This window comes from Actinoplanes sp. NPDC048791 (genome assembly GCF_040650095.1).
In the GTDB taxonomy this organism is placed as follows: domain Bacteria; phylum Actinomycetota; class Actinomycetes; order Mycobacteriales; family Micromonosporaceae; genus Actinoplanes.
Genome location: NZ_JBEZGQ010000095.1, coordinates 1 through 15,408, shown reverse-complemented (window position 1 = coordinate 15,408; position 15,408 = coordinate 1). Strand labels below are relative to the sequence as shown.

Genomic DNA, 15,408 nt, shown 5'->3' with positions numbered 1-15,408 from the left:
AGCCGGTCGACGCCGACGGCCACGGCCTGGTCGTCGGTGCCCACGATGACGGCGACGGTGGGCCCGCCGCCATCCGGCACTGTCGTGCCTGCGTACAGCGCCCGGGCCAGCGGGAGGAACGGCACTGCCTCGCCGTCGTGCGCCATCTTTCCGGTGACGGCTGCGGCTGTGGCCTGCTCCGGCAGCAACCGTACGCACGTGCGTACGGAGTCGAGCGGCACAGTGGCGATGGTCCCGGCCGCCTCGAGAATCAGCCCGTGCATCGACATCAGCGCGAGCGGCAGCACCAGCTCGACAGCGGCGCCCCGGCCGGCCTCGGTCCGCACGGATACCTCGCCCCCGAGCTGATCGGCGACGTCCCGGGCGACATCGAGCCCGATGCCCCGGCCGGCCACCTCGGTCACCGTCGGGGAGGTGCTGATGCCGCCACGCAGGACCAGCTCGACCAGCGTCTGCTCGTCGGGCGGCGTCCCACCGGGCATCAGCAGCCCACGGGCCTCAGCGGTGCGCCGGACCGCCGCGAGATCAAAGCCCCGTCCGTCGTCCGTGCACCGGAAAGCCACGTACCGTCCACGCCGCTCGACCTCCACGACCACCCGGCCCTCGACGGGTTTACCGGCCGCCAGACGGTCCGCGTCAGGCTCGATGCCGTGCGCGACCGAGTTGCGAACGACGTGCAGCAATGCGTTGTTGGCCAGCGTCAACACCTGCGGATCCAGCCGCAGGTCGCCACCCCTGCCCTCGAACCGCACCCGCTTGCCCTGGGCGTCGGCAGCGTCGCGGACCGCGCGGTGCAGGCCGGTGAAGATGCTCGACGCTGACACGAGTCGCAGCCGCTCAGCCCGGCCCCGCACCTCGTCCAGCTCCCGCTCGACCTGCTCGACGGTGTCGGTGATCCGCCTGCCGAGCGCACCGAGGTCCGCGGCGAGACGGGCGGCGACAACCCGGGCCGCATCGGTGTGCGCGGCGGTGCGCCCGACGCGGAGCTGGTCGGCGAGAGCCTCCGCGGAACGGGTCAACTGATCAAGAGCATGCCCCCCGGTACGCAACGGAGCGAAGCGAGCGTGGGCCTCGCCGACGGCATCGAGAAGCTCATCGACATCGGCGGTCGCACCGCGCGCGGCGGGCGCGGCATCGGGATGCGAGGGGGTCTTGGCGGCCTCCTCGCTCTTCGCCGTTGCTTCGGCACCGCCGGGAACGTCTGCCGCGGACCGACCTTGTTCGGAGTGGCGGGTGCCGTCGCCTGCTTTCGGCCGGTGATCGTCCGGTCCGTCGACCGGCGCCGGCTGAGCTGCGGACGCCGCAGCTGTGGCGATCCCGCCCATGTCGCCGGCCGCGGACGGATAGGCCGTCTGGCGCCTGTTGATCTCAGACCTGTCGACATCTTCTCGGCCACTGTCGGTCTGCGGTGCGGCGCCTTGCGGCTGATCACTCTGCTGATGCTGTCTACCATGGACACCCGGCACCTGGATCCGACGTTCGTCGTCGTGCTGCGACGCGCTGGTCGCTCCGACGACCTCTTCGGCCTGAGGCCCGCTGTGGGCCGCTGTGTCGTCAGCTCGGCCCCCGACCGGGCGTCCCGGATCGCCGTCATGTTGTTGCGCGCCGAGGCTCCCTGGCTCACTCTCGGGCAGCCGCGCGTTGCCTGTCCGGGACTCATCCTCCTGCTCCGCGGCTCGCCCGGGTCCCGCACCCCGATCGCCAGAAGCTCGAAGGCCGGGGGAGGGGCTCGCACCCCCCGGAGTCATTCCCGGCGGGAACCGCAAGGGTGGCTGCGCCTGCGGCCGCTGAGGCTCGAGCGCGGCGACCCGTTCCTCGATCTCGTCGTTGAGGCGCAACAACTCCCGCATCTGGTCCGCGGGCAGTGGCTCGCCGGCGCTGCGGTGCGGCACGAGCACTTCCTCGAAGGCGTGCGCCCGGTCGGCGATCTCCTGCTGGCGTACCACCCGGGCGGCGCCCTTCAGGGTGTGCGCGAAGCGCAGCAGCCGCGCGACCAGGTCGGGCCCGGGCTGCTGGTCCAGGTCGAGGACGCCCGCGCTGATCTGGTCGATCAGTTCGCGGGCCTCGACCCGGAAGTACCGCAGCGGATCCTGGCTCATCAGCGCCGACCGGTGCCGACCAGGTCGAGCAGGTCACCGGACAGACTCGACAGGTGCGCGGCGGTCTGTTTCGTCTGCACGGCGCTCGCCTCCGTCTCCCGGGTCACCCGCGCGGTGTCGGAGGCGGCCACATTGACCTGCTCGACCGCCGTGGTCTGCTGCTTCGTCGACAGCTCGATCTCGCGAGTGGCGTCGTTGGTCGTCGCGACGAGCTGGGCGATGCGCCGGAACGAACTGGTCGCGTCGTCGAACTGCCGCGAACCCGCGTCCACGCTCTTGGCGCCGATCTCCGTGGCCATCACCGTGGTGTTCACCGCCCCGCGGACGTCGTCGATCAGCGCGCGGATCTCCTTGGCCGACCCTGCCGTACGGTCCGCGAGTTTGCGGATCTCCTCGGCCACCACGGCGAACCGCCGCCCCCACTCGCCGGCGCCGCTGGCCTCGATGGTCGCGTTGATGGCCAGGATGTTGGTCTGCTCGGCGAGTTCGGACACCAGGTCGACGACGCCGCCGATCTGCTGGGACTTCTCACCCAACGCCAGCATGTGCTGCACGATCTGGTCCACCTGGGAACGGATGGCGGAGATCGAGGCCCGGGTCTGGTCGATCGTGGCATCGCCGGTCTGCGCAGCGTCAGCCGTATCCTCGGCGATCTTCGACACCCGTTGCGCGCTCTCCGCGATCTGCCGCGACGTGATCAGCAGTTCGCTGATGGTCGTGGTGATCTCGCTCATCGCGCTCGCCTGGTCGCGCCCGCCGGTCGCCTGCTGGGCGGCGGCCGCCTCGAGCTCGGCCGACGAACTCTGGATGTGCCCGACAGCGGCGCCGACCTCACGACGCAGGTCGCGATTGAGCCGCCAGGCGATGTAGGCACCGCAGGCCATGGCGAGCAGGCCGAGCACGATGATCAGGATGATGCCCTGGGTGGCCCGGGCTGACGACTGGCGTCGGGCGGTCTCCACGTCGGCGCGGACCTTGGCGGTCAGAGCGGAGATCGATTCCTGGAGTGCCCGGCGGGCCGGGCCGACCTCAGTGGCGTTGAGCTGACTGATGGTCTTCAGGTCGGTGATCGTCTTGCGCTTCTCGATGACCGGCTGCAGGACCGCCGCATGCTGGGCCTCCGCGGTGGCGACGGCTTCCAGCAGGGAGATCGCGGCGCGATCGGTGAGCGTGCCGCGCAACCGCACCACCAGTCCCAGAAACTCCTCCCGGTCCTGCGTGGTGAGGTTCAGATACTCCTCGTTGCCGTTGAGCAGATACGCCCGATAGTCGCTGATCCGGCTCTCCGCCTTGGTCGTCAGGTGCTCGGCGCTGCCCAGATCGTCGACGGCTTCCCGGATCGCGTCGTCCTTGGCGTCCACGACGATGGACAGCGCGGCCACCGAGGACGCGCCCATGATCAGGGTCAGGGCCACGGTCAGCCCGAATCCGAGCCCGAGCTTGTTGCCGAATGTACGTTTGGCCATGCCCGTCACCGCTCCTCGGTGTTGTACGTGGTGTGTCCGGTCAGCTGATGGACGACCGCGCGGGCCGACAGCAGGTCCACGATCGGCCGGATGCCACCCGGCAGCGGGACCATGCCGCGCAACACGTCGCGTCCGGTGTTGCCGTCGGCCTCGTCGACGATGATCGAGGTCGGCACCCGGACGTGACCGTCGAGATCGTGGAACGCCAGTGCGAGCGGTGGAGCCCCCGCGGCGACCACGAGCCAGCGCGGACGGTCGGGCACGGGATGCCCCAGCAGTGCCGCGAGGTCGTAGACGGGCACGATCGCGCCGCTGAACCCCGCGACGCCCAGCAGCGCCGCCTGCGGTCCGGGCAACGGCGTGACCGGGCGGTCGGAGTGCACCCCGGAGGCCTGCGAGAGGCGTAACGCGTACGGGCGGCCGCCGGCCCGGACGGCCAGCAGCTCGGCGTGCTCGGCGTCATGCTGGCGCGCCGGTTCCGTGAAGGAACGATCGAAGTCGTCGCGCAACTCGGCGAGGCGGTTCTTGACGTCACTGGGGCTCATCGGTGCGCCCCGCACGCGTCGAGCTCCGCACGGCAGAGCGTGGTCAGGGCGATCCGGCCGAAGCCGCCGCCGAACAGTGCGATCCGCTCGTCGCGTTCCCGGCGGAGCAGGCCGAGCGCCCGGTCCAGCTCGGGCACGGCGATCCGGTTCTCGCCCCGGCGCCGGGCGAGCAGGCCGAGCCGCAGGCGGGGCATGGCGAAGTCCGGATCCAGGTACGCGGCCAGCCGGTAGTGCCCGATCGCCACATCCACGGCAGCCCCGCCCTCCAGGCACACCGCGAGCTGGTGGTGGGCGTCGGCGTAGAGCCCGTCGACGTCGAGCAGGCGCCGGCACAGCATCTCGGCTTCCTCGAGGCGGCCGGCGTGGGCCAGGAGCACGCCGTGCAGCAGGACATCACGCGCAGCGCGCCCGTCTGTCGGCTCGGCCTCGATCAGGCGCAGCGCCTCGGTGAAGCGCTCGTCCAGCAGCAGCCGCATCGCACGGTCATGGACGCTGGACTCCACCGGACCAGGCGGCACGGGTACATGACCGCGAGTCGGCGCGGTGAAGGCCGGCACTGCGTCGGCGGAGGGAACCGAGTGCTGTAGCCGACGGTAGTAGAACGTGTGGCGCGTGTGCTGCGGTTCGAGCCCGTCCGGACGGCTGCCGAGCGAGTCGGTGTGCCCGAGGAACAGGTATCCGCCCGGCGACAGCGCCCTGGTCATCCGCTGGATCAGGGATTCGCGCACCTGAGGTGTCAGGTACATCAGCAGGTTCCGGCAGAACACCACGTCGTACTGGTCCGGGCGCCACAGCACCTCGTCGTCGGTCGCGACGTTGTACTGCTGGAAGCGCACCGCCGACCGGATGCCGGCGTCCAGCTCGAACTCGCCGTCGTTCGCGTGGAAGTAGCGTTGCCGCACCGCGTCCGGGGTCTCGCGCAACGACCAGGCCGAATACCGGCCGGTCCTGGCCCGGTGGAGCACGGCGGGATTCGCGTCCAGCCCCTGCACCGAGATGATCCAGTCCGGGCCCGGCTGCGTCTCGCGCGCCACGATCGCCATCGTGTAGGCCTCTTCGCCCGAGGAGCAGCCCACCGACAACATCCGCAGCACCCGCTGGGTCGAGCGGGTCTCGATCCGTTCGGGCAGCGCCACCTCGGCGAGGACGCGGAACTGCTCACCGTGGCGAAAGAAGTAGGTCTCGTTGATCGTCAGGTCCTCGGCCAGCGTCGTCAGCTCGTCGTCCCAGTCCTCCCGGGCCAGCCGGCCCAGATACCGGGAGCGGCTGAGTCCGTGCGTCTCCGACCGCTTGCCGAGCACCTCGGCCAGCTGGGACGTATCGTTGTCGTCGAACGTCCAGCCGAGCTTCGTGGCGAGCAGGCCACGGAACATCGTGACCTCCGCGGAAGCGCTCATGAGGTCACCGCCAGGGAGGCTGCGGCAGCCCAGACCTCATCGGGTACGAGCCGCATGCTCTGCAACAGCAGCACCGGCGCGGCGTCGATCGTGCCGACGGCGGCGATGAGACGGGCGGGCGCGTCCCCGAGCAGAGCCTCATGGCGTCCTTCGGTGCCCGTGCTGACCGGCCGCACGCCATGGATCTCACCGGTCGCGAACGCCACCGGGCCACGTTCGGTCCGCACCGCGACGAAGCGCGACACCTCGGCGTCGGCCCCGCCGAGGAGCCGGGCCACGTCGATCACCAGGGTGGGGATGCCCCGCATGATGCAGATGCCCTTCACGAACGCGGGAGTGCCGGCGAGGGGATGGGTGGCCAGAGGCCGCATGGTCTCGATGACCTCGTCCAGGCGAAGAGCGCAGAGCAGCGGCCCGGCTCGGAAGACGAGCGAGCTGTCGCCCGCAGGCTCCTCTGCAGGTGGCGCCATTTGTCCGGGCTGCACCATTCGCTCAGGCTAGCGGTCATTTCTCCCTCATTAGCGAGAATGTTTCAGTCTGCTGGGTCCCATGCGGCACAGATGTCACGTCGGGGCAACCGGACGCCGGACCCCTTCGGTGATCGGCCGCGGCAACTGCACCCGCTCAGCTTCGACTCGTACGCGTCGCCTGTCGTCCGCCCGCGCGACGATCCCGTCGTGGACTTCAGGAGGACGCGCAACGCTCGTGTCCTCCTTGAGGAGTACGCCAAGACCGTTCCTGATGACGACGCGGCCGATGCCCGTTCGTCCATAGATTCGCCTCCGACCACAGGAACAGGAGGCCGAGATGACCACCACGCACGCCGTGCGGGCGGACGAGCTCGTCAAGGTGTACGGCGAGGGCGAGACAGCGGTGACAGCCGTCGACCGGGTGAGCGTCACGTTCCCCGCGGGGCAGTTCACCGCGATCGTGGGCCCGTCCGGCTCCGGCAAGTCCACCCTGATGCACCTGCTGGCCGGCCTCGACACCTCGACGTCCGGATCGATCCTGATCGGCGGCGTCGAATTGACCGGCCTGGCCGACCGCGACCTCACGGTGCTCCGCCGCGACCGCATCGGGTTCGTCTTCCAGGCTTTCAATCTGCTGCCGACGCTCACCGCCGAGCAGAACATCCTGTTGCCTGGCGAGCTCGCCGGGCGTCGCCCGGAGCGTCAGCGCCTCGCGCAGGTCGCGGCCGACCTCGGTCTGGCCGATCGGTTGCACCACTACCCGGCCCAGCTCTCCGGCGGCCAGCAGCAGCGGGTCGCCTGTGCGCGGGCGCTGATGAGCCGTCCGGACGTGGTGTTCGCTGACGAGCCGACCGGCAGCCTGGACACCCGGACCGGCGCCGGTGTGCTCGACCTGTTGCGGCGCAGCGTCCGGGAGTGGGGTCAGACCGTCGTGATGGTGACCCACGACCCGGTCGCCGCCGGATACGCGGACCGTGTGGTCGTGCTGGCGGACGGGCGCATCGTCGACGACCTTCGGGCGCCCACCCCGGACGGCGTCGCCGACCGGCTCCAGCGGCTGGGGGCCTGACGTGCGACGGACCGGACTGCGCCCGCGCCGCCTGGTGCCGACCGGGTTGGCGATCGTGCTCGCCGTCGCGTTCGTGGCCGGCACGATGATCTTCAGTGACAGCGCCAAGAGTGCCCTGGTCGACCAGTTCGCCCGGGCGGCGCGCAACGTCGACGTGGTGGTTTCCGCCGCGTCGGGCGCCCGCCTCACCCCGGCCGATCTGGATGCCGTGCGCCGCACGGACGGCGTCGCGTCGGCCACCGGCCGCATGCGGGAGGGGCTACCACTGCTCGACCGCAACGGCCGCCTCGTGGCGACCTTCGGCACTCCGGGCTACGGCATCGACGTCGGCGACGACCCGACCCTGCGTTCGTACGACCTCAGCGAAGGCTCCCTGCCCACCTCCGACAGTGAAGCGGCGATAGACAACAAGACAGCGGAAACCACGGGTTACCGGATCGGTGACTCCGCCACTGTCCTGGACGCCTCGGAGCAGCGCCGCACACTGCGTATCGTCGGCATCGTCGCGATCACCGGAGACGTCTCCACGACCGTGGTCACCCGGGCCACCCTCACTCGGCTCACCGATGCCACCGGCTACCGGAACGTGGTGGCCACCGTCAGCGCCGGAGTCGATCCGGAGGCAGTTCGCGATCGCCTGCCGGTGCCGGCCGCGGCGTCGGCCCGCACCGGCGATCAGTTCCGCCACGATCTCGCCCAGCAAGCGTTCGCGCAGATCAACGGGTTGGCGATCGGCTTGTACCTGTTCGCCGCAGTGGCGGTGCTGGTGGCCGGATTTGTCATCGCCAACACGTTCGGAATTTTGGTCGCCCAGCGGCAACGGGAGACGGCGTTGCTGCGCTGCGTCGGCGCGCGCCGAGGTCAGATCCTGCGTTCACTGCTCGCCGACTCCGCCCTGGTGGGCATCGCCGGTGCGATGCTGGGCATCCTGCTCGGATACGCGGTCGCGTGGGGGCTGCTGAAGGGCTCGGCGGCGCTCGGGGTCCGGCTGCCGGCCGGCGGCCTCGTCCTCACGCCCTACCCTCTGCTCGTGTCACTCCTCCTCGGGCCGCTCGTGACCATGGTCTCCGCTGTGGTTCCCGCGGCCCGGGCCACCCGAGTCCCGCCGGTCGCCGCCCTGCGCATGGTGGTGCCCGCCACCGGCAGATCGCGGCGCGTGCTGATCGTCGCCGCGGCTCTGGTGGCGCTGGCCGGCACGCTGACGACGGTGGCGGGGCTGCGACTGGACCAGCCCGAAGCGGCGATGATCTTGGTGGTGGCCGGCGGCATCGGCAACTTCCTGGCCTTGCTGCTGATCTCGCCCCTCGTCATCGGCAGGCTCGTCGCCGCGCTGGGGTGGCTGCCGGGTCGTCTGTTCGGTGTGCCCGCACGGCTGGCGGTCGCCAACGCCCGGCGCAACCCCGGTCGTACGGCTGCCACCACGGCCGCGTTGCTCGTCGGTGTGGGGCTGATGGCCGGCGGCAGCACCATCGCCGCCACGGTGGACCGCACGGCGGAGGCTCAGCTCAACGAGGCGTATCCGGTCGACTATCTGCTCACCCCGGCCGAAGGGCAGCGGGGCATCTCGCCGGCGGTTGGTGCGGGCCTCACCGGTGACCGGACATTCGACCTGGTCGCCAAGGTCAAGCAGGCTGACGGGCGGGTAGCCGGCGACACGGTGACAATCGCCGGTTTGGACAGCGCAGCGATCGGTACGGCGTACCGGCCCGAGGTGACAGCCGGACGGCTGGCTGACTTCGGACCCGGCTCAGCGCTCGCAGCGACAGGTCAAGGCAAGGTCGGTGACGAGCTAACGGTTTCGGCCGCAGGGCGGAAGCAGACAGTGCGCATCGCCGCGCTGGTCGAGGCCTCCAGCCTTGTCGGCGACGTGATCCTGTGGCCCAGCGACTTCGCGGCGCTCTACCCGTCGCAGCGGGACGACAGTCTGATCCTGGTCCGGTCGGCACCCGGCAGCGACACCTCAGCCGCACGGCAACGCATCGATGCCGCCCTGGCCGCGCATCCGCTGGTGCAGGTCGACGACCTCGCTTCGGTCCGTGCCGAGCGCGGCGCTGCCATCCGGCAGATCCTCGGAATCATCGCGGTCCTGCTGGGCTTCGCGCTGGTCATCGCCCTGGTCGGCATCACCAACACGCTGTCCCTCTCCGTCCTGGAACGCACCAGGGAGTCGGCTCTCGTCCGCGCACTCGGCCTGACCCGGGGTCAGCTGCGCGCGACCCTGCTCGTCGAGGCCCTGCTGATGGCGTCAGCCGGCGCCGTCGTCGGAGTGGCGTTCGGGGTGCTCTACGGCTGGCTGGCGTCGGAGGCGGCCTTCGGTTCCACCGATGCGCTGCTGACCGTTCCGGGCGGGCAACTCCTGAGCTTCGTGCTCATCGCGGCAGTGGCCGGAGCCGGTGCGGCGGTGCTGCCCTCACGCCGAGCGGCCCGAGCTTCTGTGGTCAGCGCCATGGCGGACGCATGAGGCCTTCTATCGTGGTGGTCGTGTGGCGCATCGGCGCGTGGATCCGACCCTGGCTGTTCGACGGAGCCGTGGCGGCGCTCGTCGCTGCCCTGACCCTCTTCGAGTACCGCCTGCCGTGGCCCATCAAGATCTGCGGTCTGGCCATGGCACTTGCGCTGATCTGGCGGCGGCACGTGCCGATGGTCGTGGTGGCCGTGGTCTATCTGCTGGCGCCGCTGCACCTGTTGATGAGCAGCTACGTGCGGATGTTCGACATCGCTGTTCTGATCGCCATGTACGCCGCGGTGCTGTACAGGCCCGAGCTCCGCTGGGGAGTGGTCGCCGGAGCCGGTGCGGGCGTCGCAGTACTGGTCGCCGCTCTCGTGGAGAACAACCGTTCCGGCAACTTCTGGGTGGTGTTCTGGGTCGTGGGCGCGGTGACGGTGGCGACGTGGGTCACCGCCTACGGCCTGCGCACCCGGCGGCTGTACGTGCAGACGCTCGAGGAACGTACCGCCACTCTCGAACGCGAACGCGACCACTTGGCCCTGCTCGCCGTTGCCGAAGAACGGGCGGCCATCGCCCGCGAGATCCACGACGTGGTGGCGCACAGCCTCAGCGTGATGATCGTCCAGGCCGATGCCGCCGGTTTCACGCTCGAAGGATCCGAGACGCCCGCCCGCGAAGCCCTGGCGACGATCGCCTCGACCGGCCGCGAAGCGCTCGACGACATGGGCCGGGTGATCCAGCTGTTGCGAGGCGCGTCGCTGCCGGTGCCCGAAGCGGTGGTCGAGCCCGTAACGCATTCGAGTGATCGATCCTGGGCTGCCGTGGCGCGAAGGTTGGAGCGCCGGCAAGATGCCGCAGGTCCCGGCGCCGCGTTCGACGGTTTGCTGGCCGAGGCGGACCGCGCGAACGGCGACGGAACAGAGCGCAGAGCGATCGGGCTCAGGGAGATCGACGGACTTGTGGCACGGTCCGGCCTGCGCGTGGTGCGCGAGACCACGGGTGCGCCGGGTCGCCTCAGCAGGGCGCAGGAGATTGCGGCATACCGGATCATCCAGGAATCCCTGACCAACACCCTGCGGCACGCCGGGTCCGACGCCGCCGTGACCCTGCGTCTCGCCTTCACGCCGAAGTCCATGCGTGTCGAGGTGAGTGACGACGGAGGCAGGAAGCGACGGGTCACGACGGCGGTCACTGCTCGCCCAGGTCACGGCCTGGCCGGGATGCGGGAACGGGCCGCCCTGCACGGTGGCACCTTGGAGGCCGGGCCGCGAGAGGATGGCGGCTGGTGCGTGGTGGCGACCATTCCACGGACGTCGAGTGGAAACGATGACGGCAAAGAGCACGACATGAACGGGGGCGACACGGTGAACGGCGCAGCCAGTGCCCGGGGTGGTGGCGGGTGATCAGAGTTGTCGTCGTGGACGACCAAGAGCTCGTCCGGCGCGGATTCCGGTCGATTCTGTCCGCACAGGACGACATGGAGGTCGTCGGTGAGGCCGCCGACGGGGCCGAGGCACTGCGGGTGCTGCGGGACGTCGATGCGGACGTCGTGGTGATGGACATCTGGATGCCCGTCATGGATGGCGTCGCCGCTACCAGAGAATTGGTGGCGTCGGCAAACCGAGCCCGGGTGCTCGCGCTCACCACGTTCGACACCGACGAGAACGCCTTCGCGGCGCTACAGGCCGGGGCCGGCGGCTTCCTGCTCAAGAACGCTCCGCCTGCCGAGCTGCTCTCGGCGATCCGGTCCATCGCCGCCGGCGATGCCATCGTTGCGCCCCGGGTCACCCGGCGGCTGCTCGATCGCTTCGCCGGGCAACTGGTGCCCGCGGTCCCAGCGGTGCACAGCTCCGCCAAGCGGCTGGCGACCCTCACCGACCGCGAACGCGAGGTGTTTCTGCTGGTCGCCCAGGGCCGGTCGAACGCCGATATCGCTGAGCGGTTGCATGTCGCCGAGACCACCGTGAAAACGCACGTCGGCCGGATCCTCGGAAAGCTGGAGCTGCGGGACCGCGTACAGGCGGTGGTGCTCGCGTACGAGAGCGGTCTGGTCCGGCCCAATGCATAGATAAAGGTAGATGTAGCCTGGTTCCTCCATTGCCGAGATCGAGGAGGCGCCCGTGATACGAGTGCGAAGCCGAAGGGCGGCTCTGGTGGCGGCAGCCGTCGCGATGACCGCGACGATCTACGGGCTGGTGCAGCTGCCGGCGTCTGCGGACACCAGGACGGAGGTGCGGGAGGTGTTCTCGCCGAACGGCTCGATCCGGAAGGAGAACGTCCGGGTGGCCGATCTCCCGCGGACCCACAAGTCCGTCGACGTGACGGCCGAGGTGGTGACGATCCAGCAGACCGGCGCGCCGGGCAGCCGCTACGACCTCGTCTTCGTCGGTGACGGCTACACCGCCGCGGAGCAGGAGCTGTTCCACAGCCAGGTCCTCGCCCGCTGGACCCAGCTCAGCGCGGTGGAGCCGTTCCGGACGCTGAAGAACAGCTTCAACGTGTGGCAGGTCAACGCGATCTCAGCCCAGTCCGGATCGGACAACGATCCAACCCTCGGCATTGAAAAGGACACCGCCCTCGACGGCGAGTTCTGGTGCGGAGGCCTGGACCGGCTGGTCTGCGTCGACGAAACAGTTGCCGAGCAGTACGCCCAGCTGGCGCCGGGTGCCGACCAGGCCCTCATCCTGGTCAACAGCACCACCTACGGCGGCTCAGGCGGCAGCGTGACGGTGTCCAGCGGCGGCAACGCACTCTCCGGCGACATCGTGGTGCACGAACTCGGCCATTCGATCGGCGGCCTGGCCGACGAGTACGGCGGCGACCCGACCGTCTATCCCGGCGGCGAACCGGGCGACCCCAACACCTCGGTGGCCAACGAGGCGACGATGCGCGCCCAGCGGCTCAAATGGTTCGACTACCTGGGCAAACCCACACCGGACGGTGGCGTGATCGGCACCTTCGAGGGCGCCGCCTACTACGACCGAGGCGTGTACAGGCCGAGCGAGAACTCGATGATGCGATCGCTGGGCAACGAGTTCAACCTGATCGGGGTCGACCAGCTGACCGCCGCAATCCTCGCCAAGACCGGCTAACCGGCTGGCCTGGCGACAGGTTTTCGGCGGCGTAATGGCGGCCGCTCCATGCCGTTGCGCGGGTGCGAGCGGCAGTGGGCGCGCACGGCGCGTTGAGGGTGTGAGCAGAAGCGGACGCGCAGGGCGCGTTGAGGATGTGAGCGGCGGCGGACGCGCTCGGCGCGTTGAGGGTTTGAGCGGCAGCGGCCACGCACGGCGCGTTGAGGGTTTAAGCGGCAGCGGACCCGCAGGGCGCGTTGAGGGTTTGAGTGGCAGCGGACGCGCACTGCGCGTCGAGCGGCAACGGGCGAGTGGGGCGCGGGCGGACCTGGGAGAGCAGGCCCGCCCGCACGCACTGCCTCACTTCGGTTCGTCGTGCTCCCCGCCGAACCACGAGCCGGCCGGCGCATGGTCGTCGTCACCATGTCTCCGCGCTTGCGCCGGCGCCGAAGTCCCCGCCGCAGGAGACCCCAGCGGCATCGGCCCGGCAACAGGAGAAATCGGCGAGGCAACAGGAGAAATCGGCGAGGCAACAGGAGAAGTCGGCGAGGCACCTGGGGAAGTCGGGTCGGTACTTGGGGGAGTTGGCCCAGCAACAGGAGGGGGAGGAGAAGGAGACCGTGGGGGAGCTATCGCAGAAGACACGGCGGCATGCCGCCCGGCGTCCGCAGTCTCCTCCTGGTCACCGAACCCGCGCCCAACCTCCGGCAAGCCGAATGACACCTCGGCCTCGGGAAATTCGGCCACCGACTCCCGCCGCCGAGACCCGAACCCTGCGTCACCCACCACGACAGGTGCGGCGCCGGCCGATCCCCACGGCACTTCACCACCGCCGAACCCAGAAGCAGAACGAGTCACCGGCAACCCCGAACCGGCCTGGCCCGGCATAGAAAGATCACCCGTAGGCCGAGAAGCGAACTCCGAATCCGAAACGACAGACCCGGACCCGGACCCCAGCCCGGACCCCATCTCAGACCCAGACCCAGACCGCTCCTCAAACCCGGACCCGTTCCACGAGTCCGGCCCAAACCCGGACTCGGTCGCCACCTCAGCCGAAGACGCCAGCCCGGAACCCGACCCAGACCCCAGCCCGGACCTATCCCGCTCCTGAGACCCGGACCCGGACCGCGGGCCCAATCCAGCCCCAGACCCGGCCGCCACCCCAGCCGAAGACGCCAGCCCAGACGCGGCCCCGAGCCCAGGCCCAGGCCCAGCAGCCCCCCGCCGCCCACCCCCCACAGGCCACAACCGAGGCCGCCGCCGAGCAGCCAAATCCTCAACCCACCCGAACGCCACCACCGCCAACAACGTCAACCCCAGCGAAGCAACCAGATCCGTAGGCCCGTCCAACTCCCCAAGATCATCCAGCGCCAGCACCGTCAAAACAGGCCAGATGGCCGCGATCGCAATGTTGTGCCAGAGATAGATCGTCACCGCCCGCGCATTCAGCAGATTGACCGCCCCGTCCACCCGCGGCCGACGCTCGAGCCACGACATGTCCGGCTGCCACCGCAAAGCCAGCAGTACGAAAGCCAGCGACCACAACGCCTGCGACTCCGACACTTCGTTGAGGTCCCAGCCCGACTCCGAAGCGTGCCCCCGCAGCCAGTACAACGCCGCCAGCCCCATGACCGCCGAGGCCGCGACCACCAGGCCCGGGCGGATCCGGGCCAATCGACCGTCGTGATGCGCGAAGCCGGCGATCCAGCACGCGCCGTAGGTCGCGAAGTCCCACATGGCCGCGTCCGCCCGCCCGAACGGCAGCGAGAAGTCCGTCTTGTCCAGGACCGCGATGAGCACGATCGGCGCCGCCACCGCGGCCCAGCCGATCTTCTTGTACGCCAGGTACAGCAACGGCGACAGCACAACGAACCACAGGTACGCCCGGATGTACCAGAGCGGCTCCCAGACGTCGATGCCCTTCTCGCTGCCCGGCGGGTCTCCGATCGGCAGCAGCCACAGGCCGAGTTTCCAGCTCAGCGGTTCGTCCCCGCCGTCCTCGTCGGTCCAGCCCAGGTACAGCATCGCCGGCACCGCGATCACCGCCAGCAGCCACAGCGGGGGCAGCAGCCGGCGCAGACGCGAGGTGATCACCGAGCCCGCCGAGCGCCGGTCCAGGGATGCTGCTGTCAGCGATCCGGCCAGGGCGAACATGATGCCCATCGCGGGCAGCAGGATCGACAGCCACGGCCAGCCGAACAGGTGGTAGACGATCACCCGGACGATGGCGGCGGCGCGGAGCAGGTCCAGATAGCGGTTGCGCACCGGAGCACGCTAGCGATGCCCACCTCCCTTCCAGCACCTCCGGAGCGGTCCACAAGTACGCCCGGGCGGGTTACCCCGAAGGGGTGAAGTGTCCGGATTGTCAGTGCGATTGTGCGTCGCCGGTGATCTGTCCGGAGCTGGGAAAGTTCAGGTCAGGATGTCTGTCGCCGGGTTGTGGGAGAGAACTGGCCGAAACCTGCGGTAGTCACCGTTCCGTGGTGCCGCCGTTGGTCCTCCTCGGAGGCGGCGTGCACGGGCGCGGCGCATGAGGCAAAGGGAGACACACGGGATGCGCAAGCCTGCTGTCGTAGTGACCGCCGCGGTCTCGGCGGTGCTGGCCGGCGGGATCATGGTGGCCACCACCGCGGGTGCGGAGGAGACTCCGGCCACGCCGGCGGCGCCGTCGATGGTTCTGCCCGACCTGCCGGCCATCCCGCAACTTCCGGCCGACGGTGGCGTGCCCGCGACTGCCGGGCTGCCCGCCGTACCCGGGGATCCGGCTGCTCCCGCCGGTCAACTGACGCCCACCTCCGGCGCTCATGCCCCCGCCCGGCCCGGGGGTGTTGCCGATCCGGCG

General features: G+C 70.1%; 11 protein-coding genes and 1 pseudogene. 6 read left to right on the top strand and 6 right to left on the bottom strand.

What is annotated here, in order from left to right; genetic code table 11:
- The 5 genes from AB0C29_RS10355 to AB0C29_RS10335 form a co-directional block, all read right to left on the bottom strand.
- Positions 1–2,099: ATP-binding protein (locus AB0C29_RS10355; RefSeq protein WP_360818061.1), on the bottom strand; the 2,099-nt coding region annotated here is incomplete at its 3' end.
- Positions 2,099–3,565, bottom strand: a complete 1,467-nt coding sequence (locus AB0C29_RS10350) for a methyl-accepting chemotaxis protein (protein WP_360818058.1) — start codon at positions 3,563–3,565, stop codon at positions 2,099–2,101. The genes AB0C29_RS10355 and AB0C29_RS10350, both read right to left, overlap by 1 nt.
- Before the next feature lie 5 nt (positions 3,566–3,570).
- Positions 3,571–4,110: a chemotaxis protein CheW gene (locus tag AB0C29_RS10345; RefSeq protein WP_360818055.1), complete on the bottom strand. Its 540-nt coding sequence runs from the start codon at positions 4,108–4,110 to the stop codon at positions 3,571–3,573.
- On the bottom strand, positions 4,107–5,507 hold the full coding sequence (locus AB0C29_RS10340; protein ID WP_360818052.1) for a CheR family methyltransferase: 1,401 nt from the start codon (positions 5,505–5,507) through the stop codon (positions 4,107–4,109). Before AB0C29_RS10340 ends, AB0C29_RS10345 begins: the two co-directional genes overlap by 4 nt.
- A complete protein-coding gene (locus AB0C29_RS10335) occupies positions 5,504–5,977 on the bottom strand; it encodes a chemotaxis protein CheW (RefSeq protein WP_360543635.1) in 474 nt (157 codons plus the stop codon). The genes AB0C29_RS10340 and AB0C29_RS10335 overlap by 4 nt, the downstream gene beginning before the upstream one ends.
- 337 nt (positions 5,978–6,314) lie before the next feature.
- Between AB0C29_RS10335 and AB0C29_RS10330 the strand changes: the two genes are divergently transcribed.
- The 5 genes from AB0C29_RS10330 (at position 6,315) to AB0C29_RS10310 (ending at position 12,587) form a co-directional block, all read left to right on the top strand.
- A complete protein-coding gene (locus AB0C29_RS10330) occupies positions 6,315–7,046 on the top strand; it encodes an ABC transporter ATP-binding protein (protein WP_360818049.1) in 732 nt (243 codons plus the stop codon).
- Position 7,047: 1 nt separating this feature from the next.
- The gene (locus AB0C29_RS10325; RefSeq protein WP_360818046.1) at positions 7,048–9,507 is read left to right on the top strand and encodes an FtsX-like permease family protein; all 2,460 of its coding nucleotides are present in this window, start codon (positions 7,048–7,050) and stop codon (positions 9,505–9,507) included.
- Between the two features lie 20 nt (positions 9,508–9,527).
- A complete protein-coding gene (locus AB0C29_RS10320; RefSeq protein WP_360818043.1) occupies positions 9,528–10,898 on the top strand; it encodes a histidine kinase in 1,371 nt (456 codons plus the stop codon).
- Positions 10,895–11,563 carry a response regulator transcription factor gene (locus AB0C29_RS10315; RefSeq protein WP_360818041.1) on the top strand — a complete coding sequence of 223 codons (669 nt, stop codon included), beginning with the start codon at positions 10,895–10,897 and terminating at the stop codon, positions 11,561–11,563. The genes AB0C29_RS10320 and AB0C29_RS10315 overlap by 4 nt, the downstream gene beginning before the upstream one ends.
- An 85-nt stretch (positions 11,564–11,648) precedes the next feature.
- A complete protein-coding gene (locus AB0C29_RS10310) occupies positions 11,649–12,587 on the top strand; it encodes a M64 family metallopeptidase (RefSeq protein WP_360818038.1) in 939 nt (312 codons plus the stop codon).
- 339 nt (positions 12,588–12,926) lie between these two features.
- Here the strand turns inward: AB0C29_RS10310 and AB0C29_RS10305 are convergent, their stop codons facing one another.
- A complete protein-coding gene (locus tag AB0C29_RS10305; protein WP_360818035.1) occupies positions 12,927–14,831 on the bottom strand; it encodes an acyltransferase family protein in 1,905 nt (634 codons plus the stop codon).
- A 289-nt stretch (positions 14,832–15,120) separates the two neighbouring features.
- On the opposite strand from AB0C29_RS10305, the pseudogene AB0C29_RS10300 reads away from it, so the two are divergent.
- A pseudogene (locus tag AB0C29_RS10300) lies at positions 15,121–15,408 on the top strand (hypothetical protein); the annotation flags it as partial.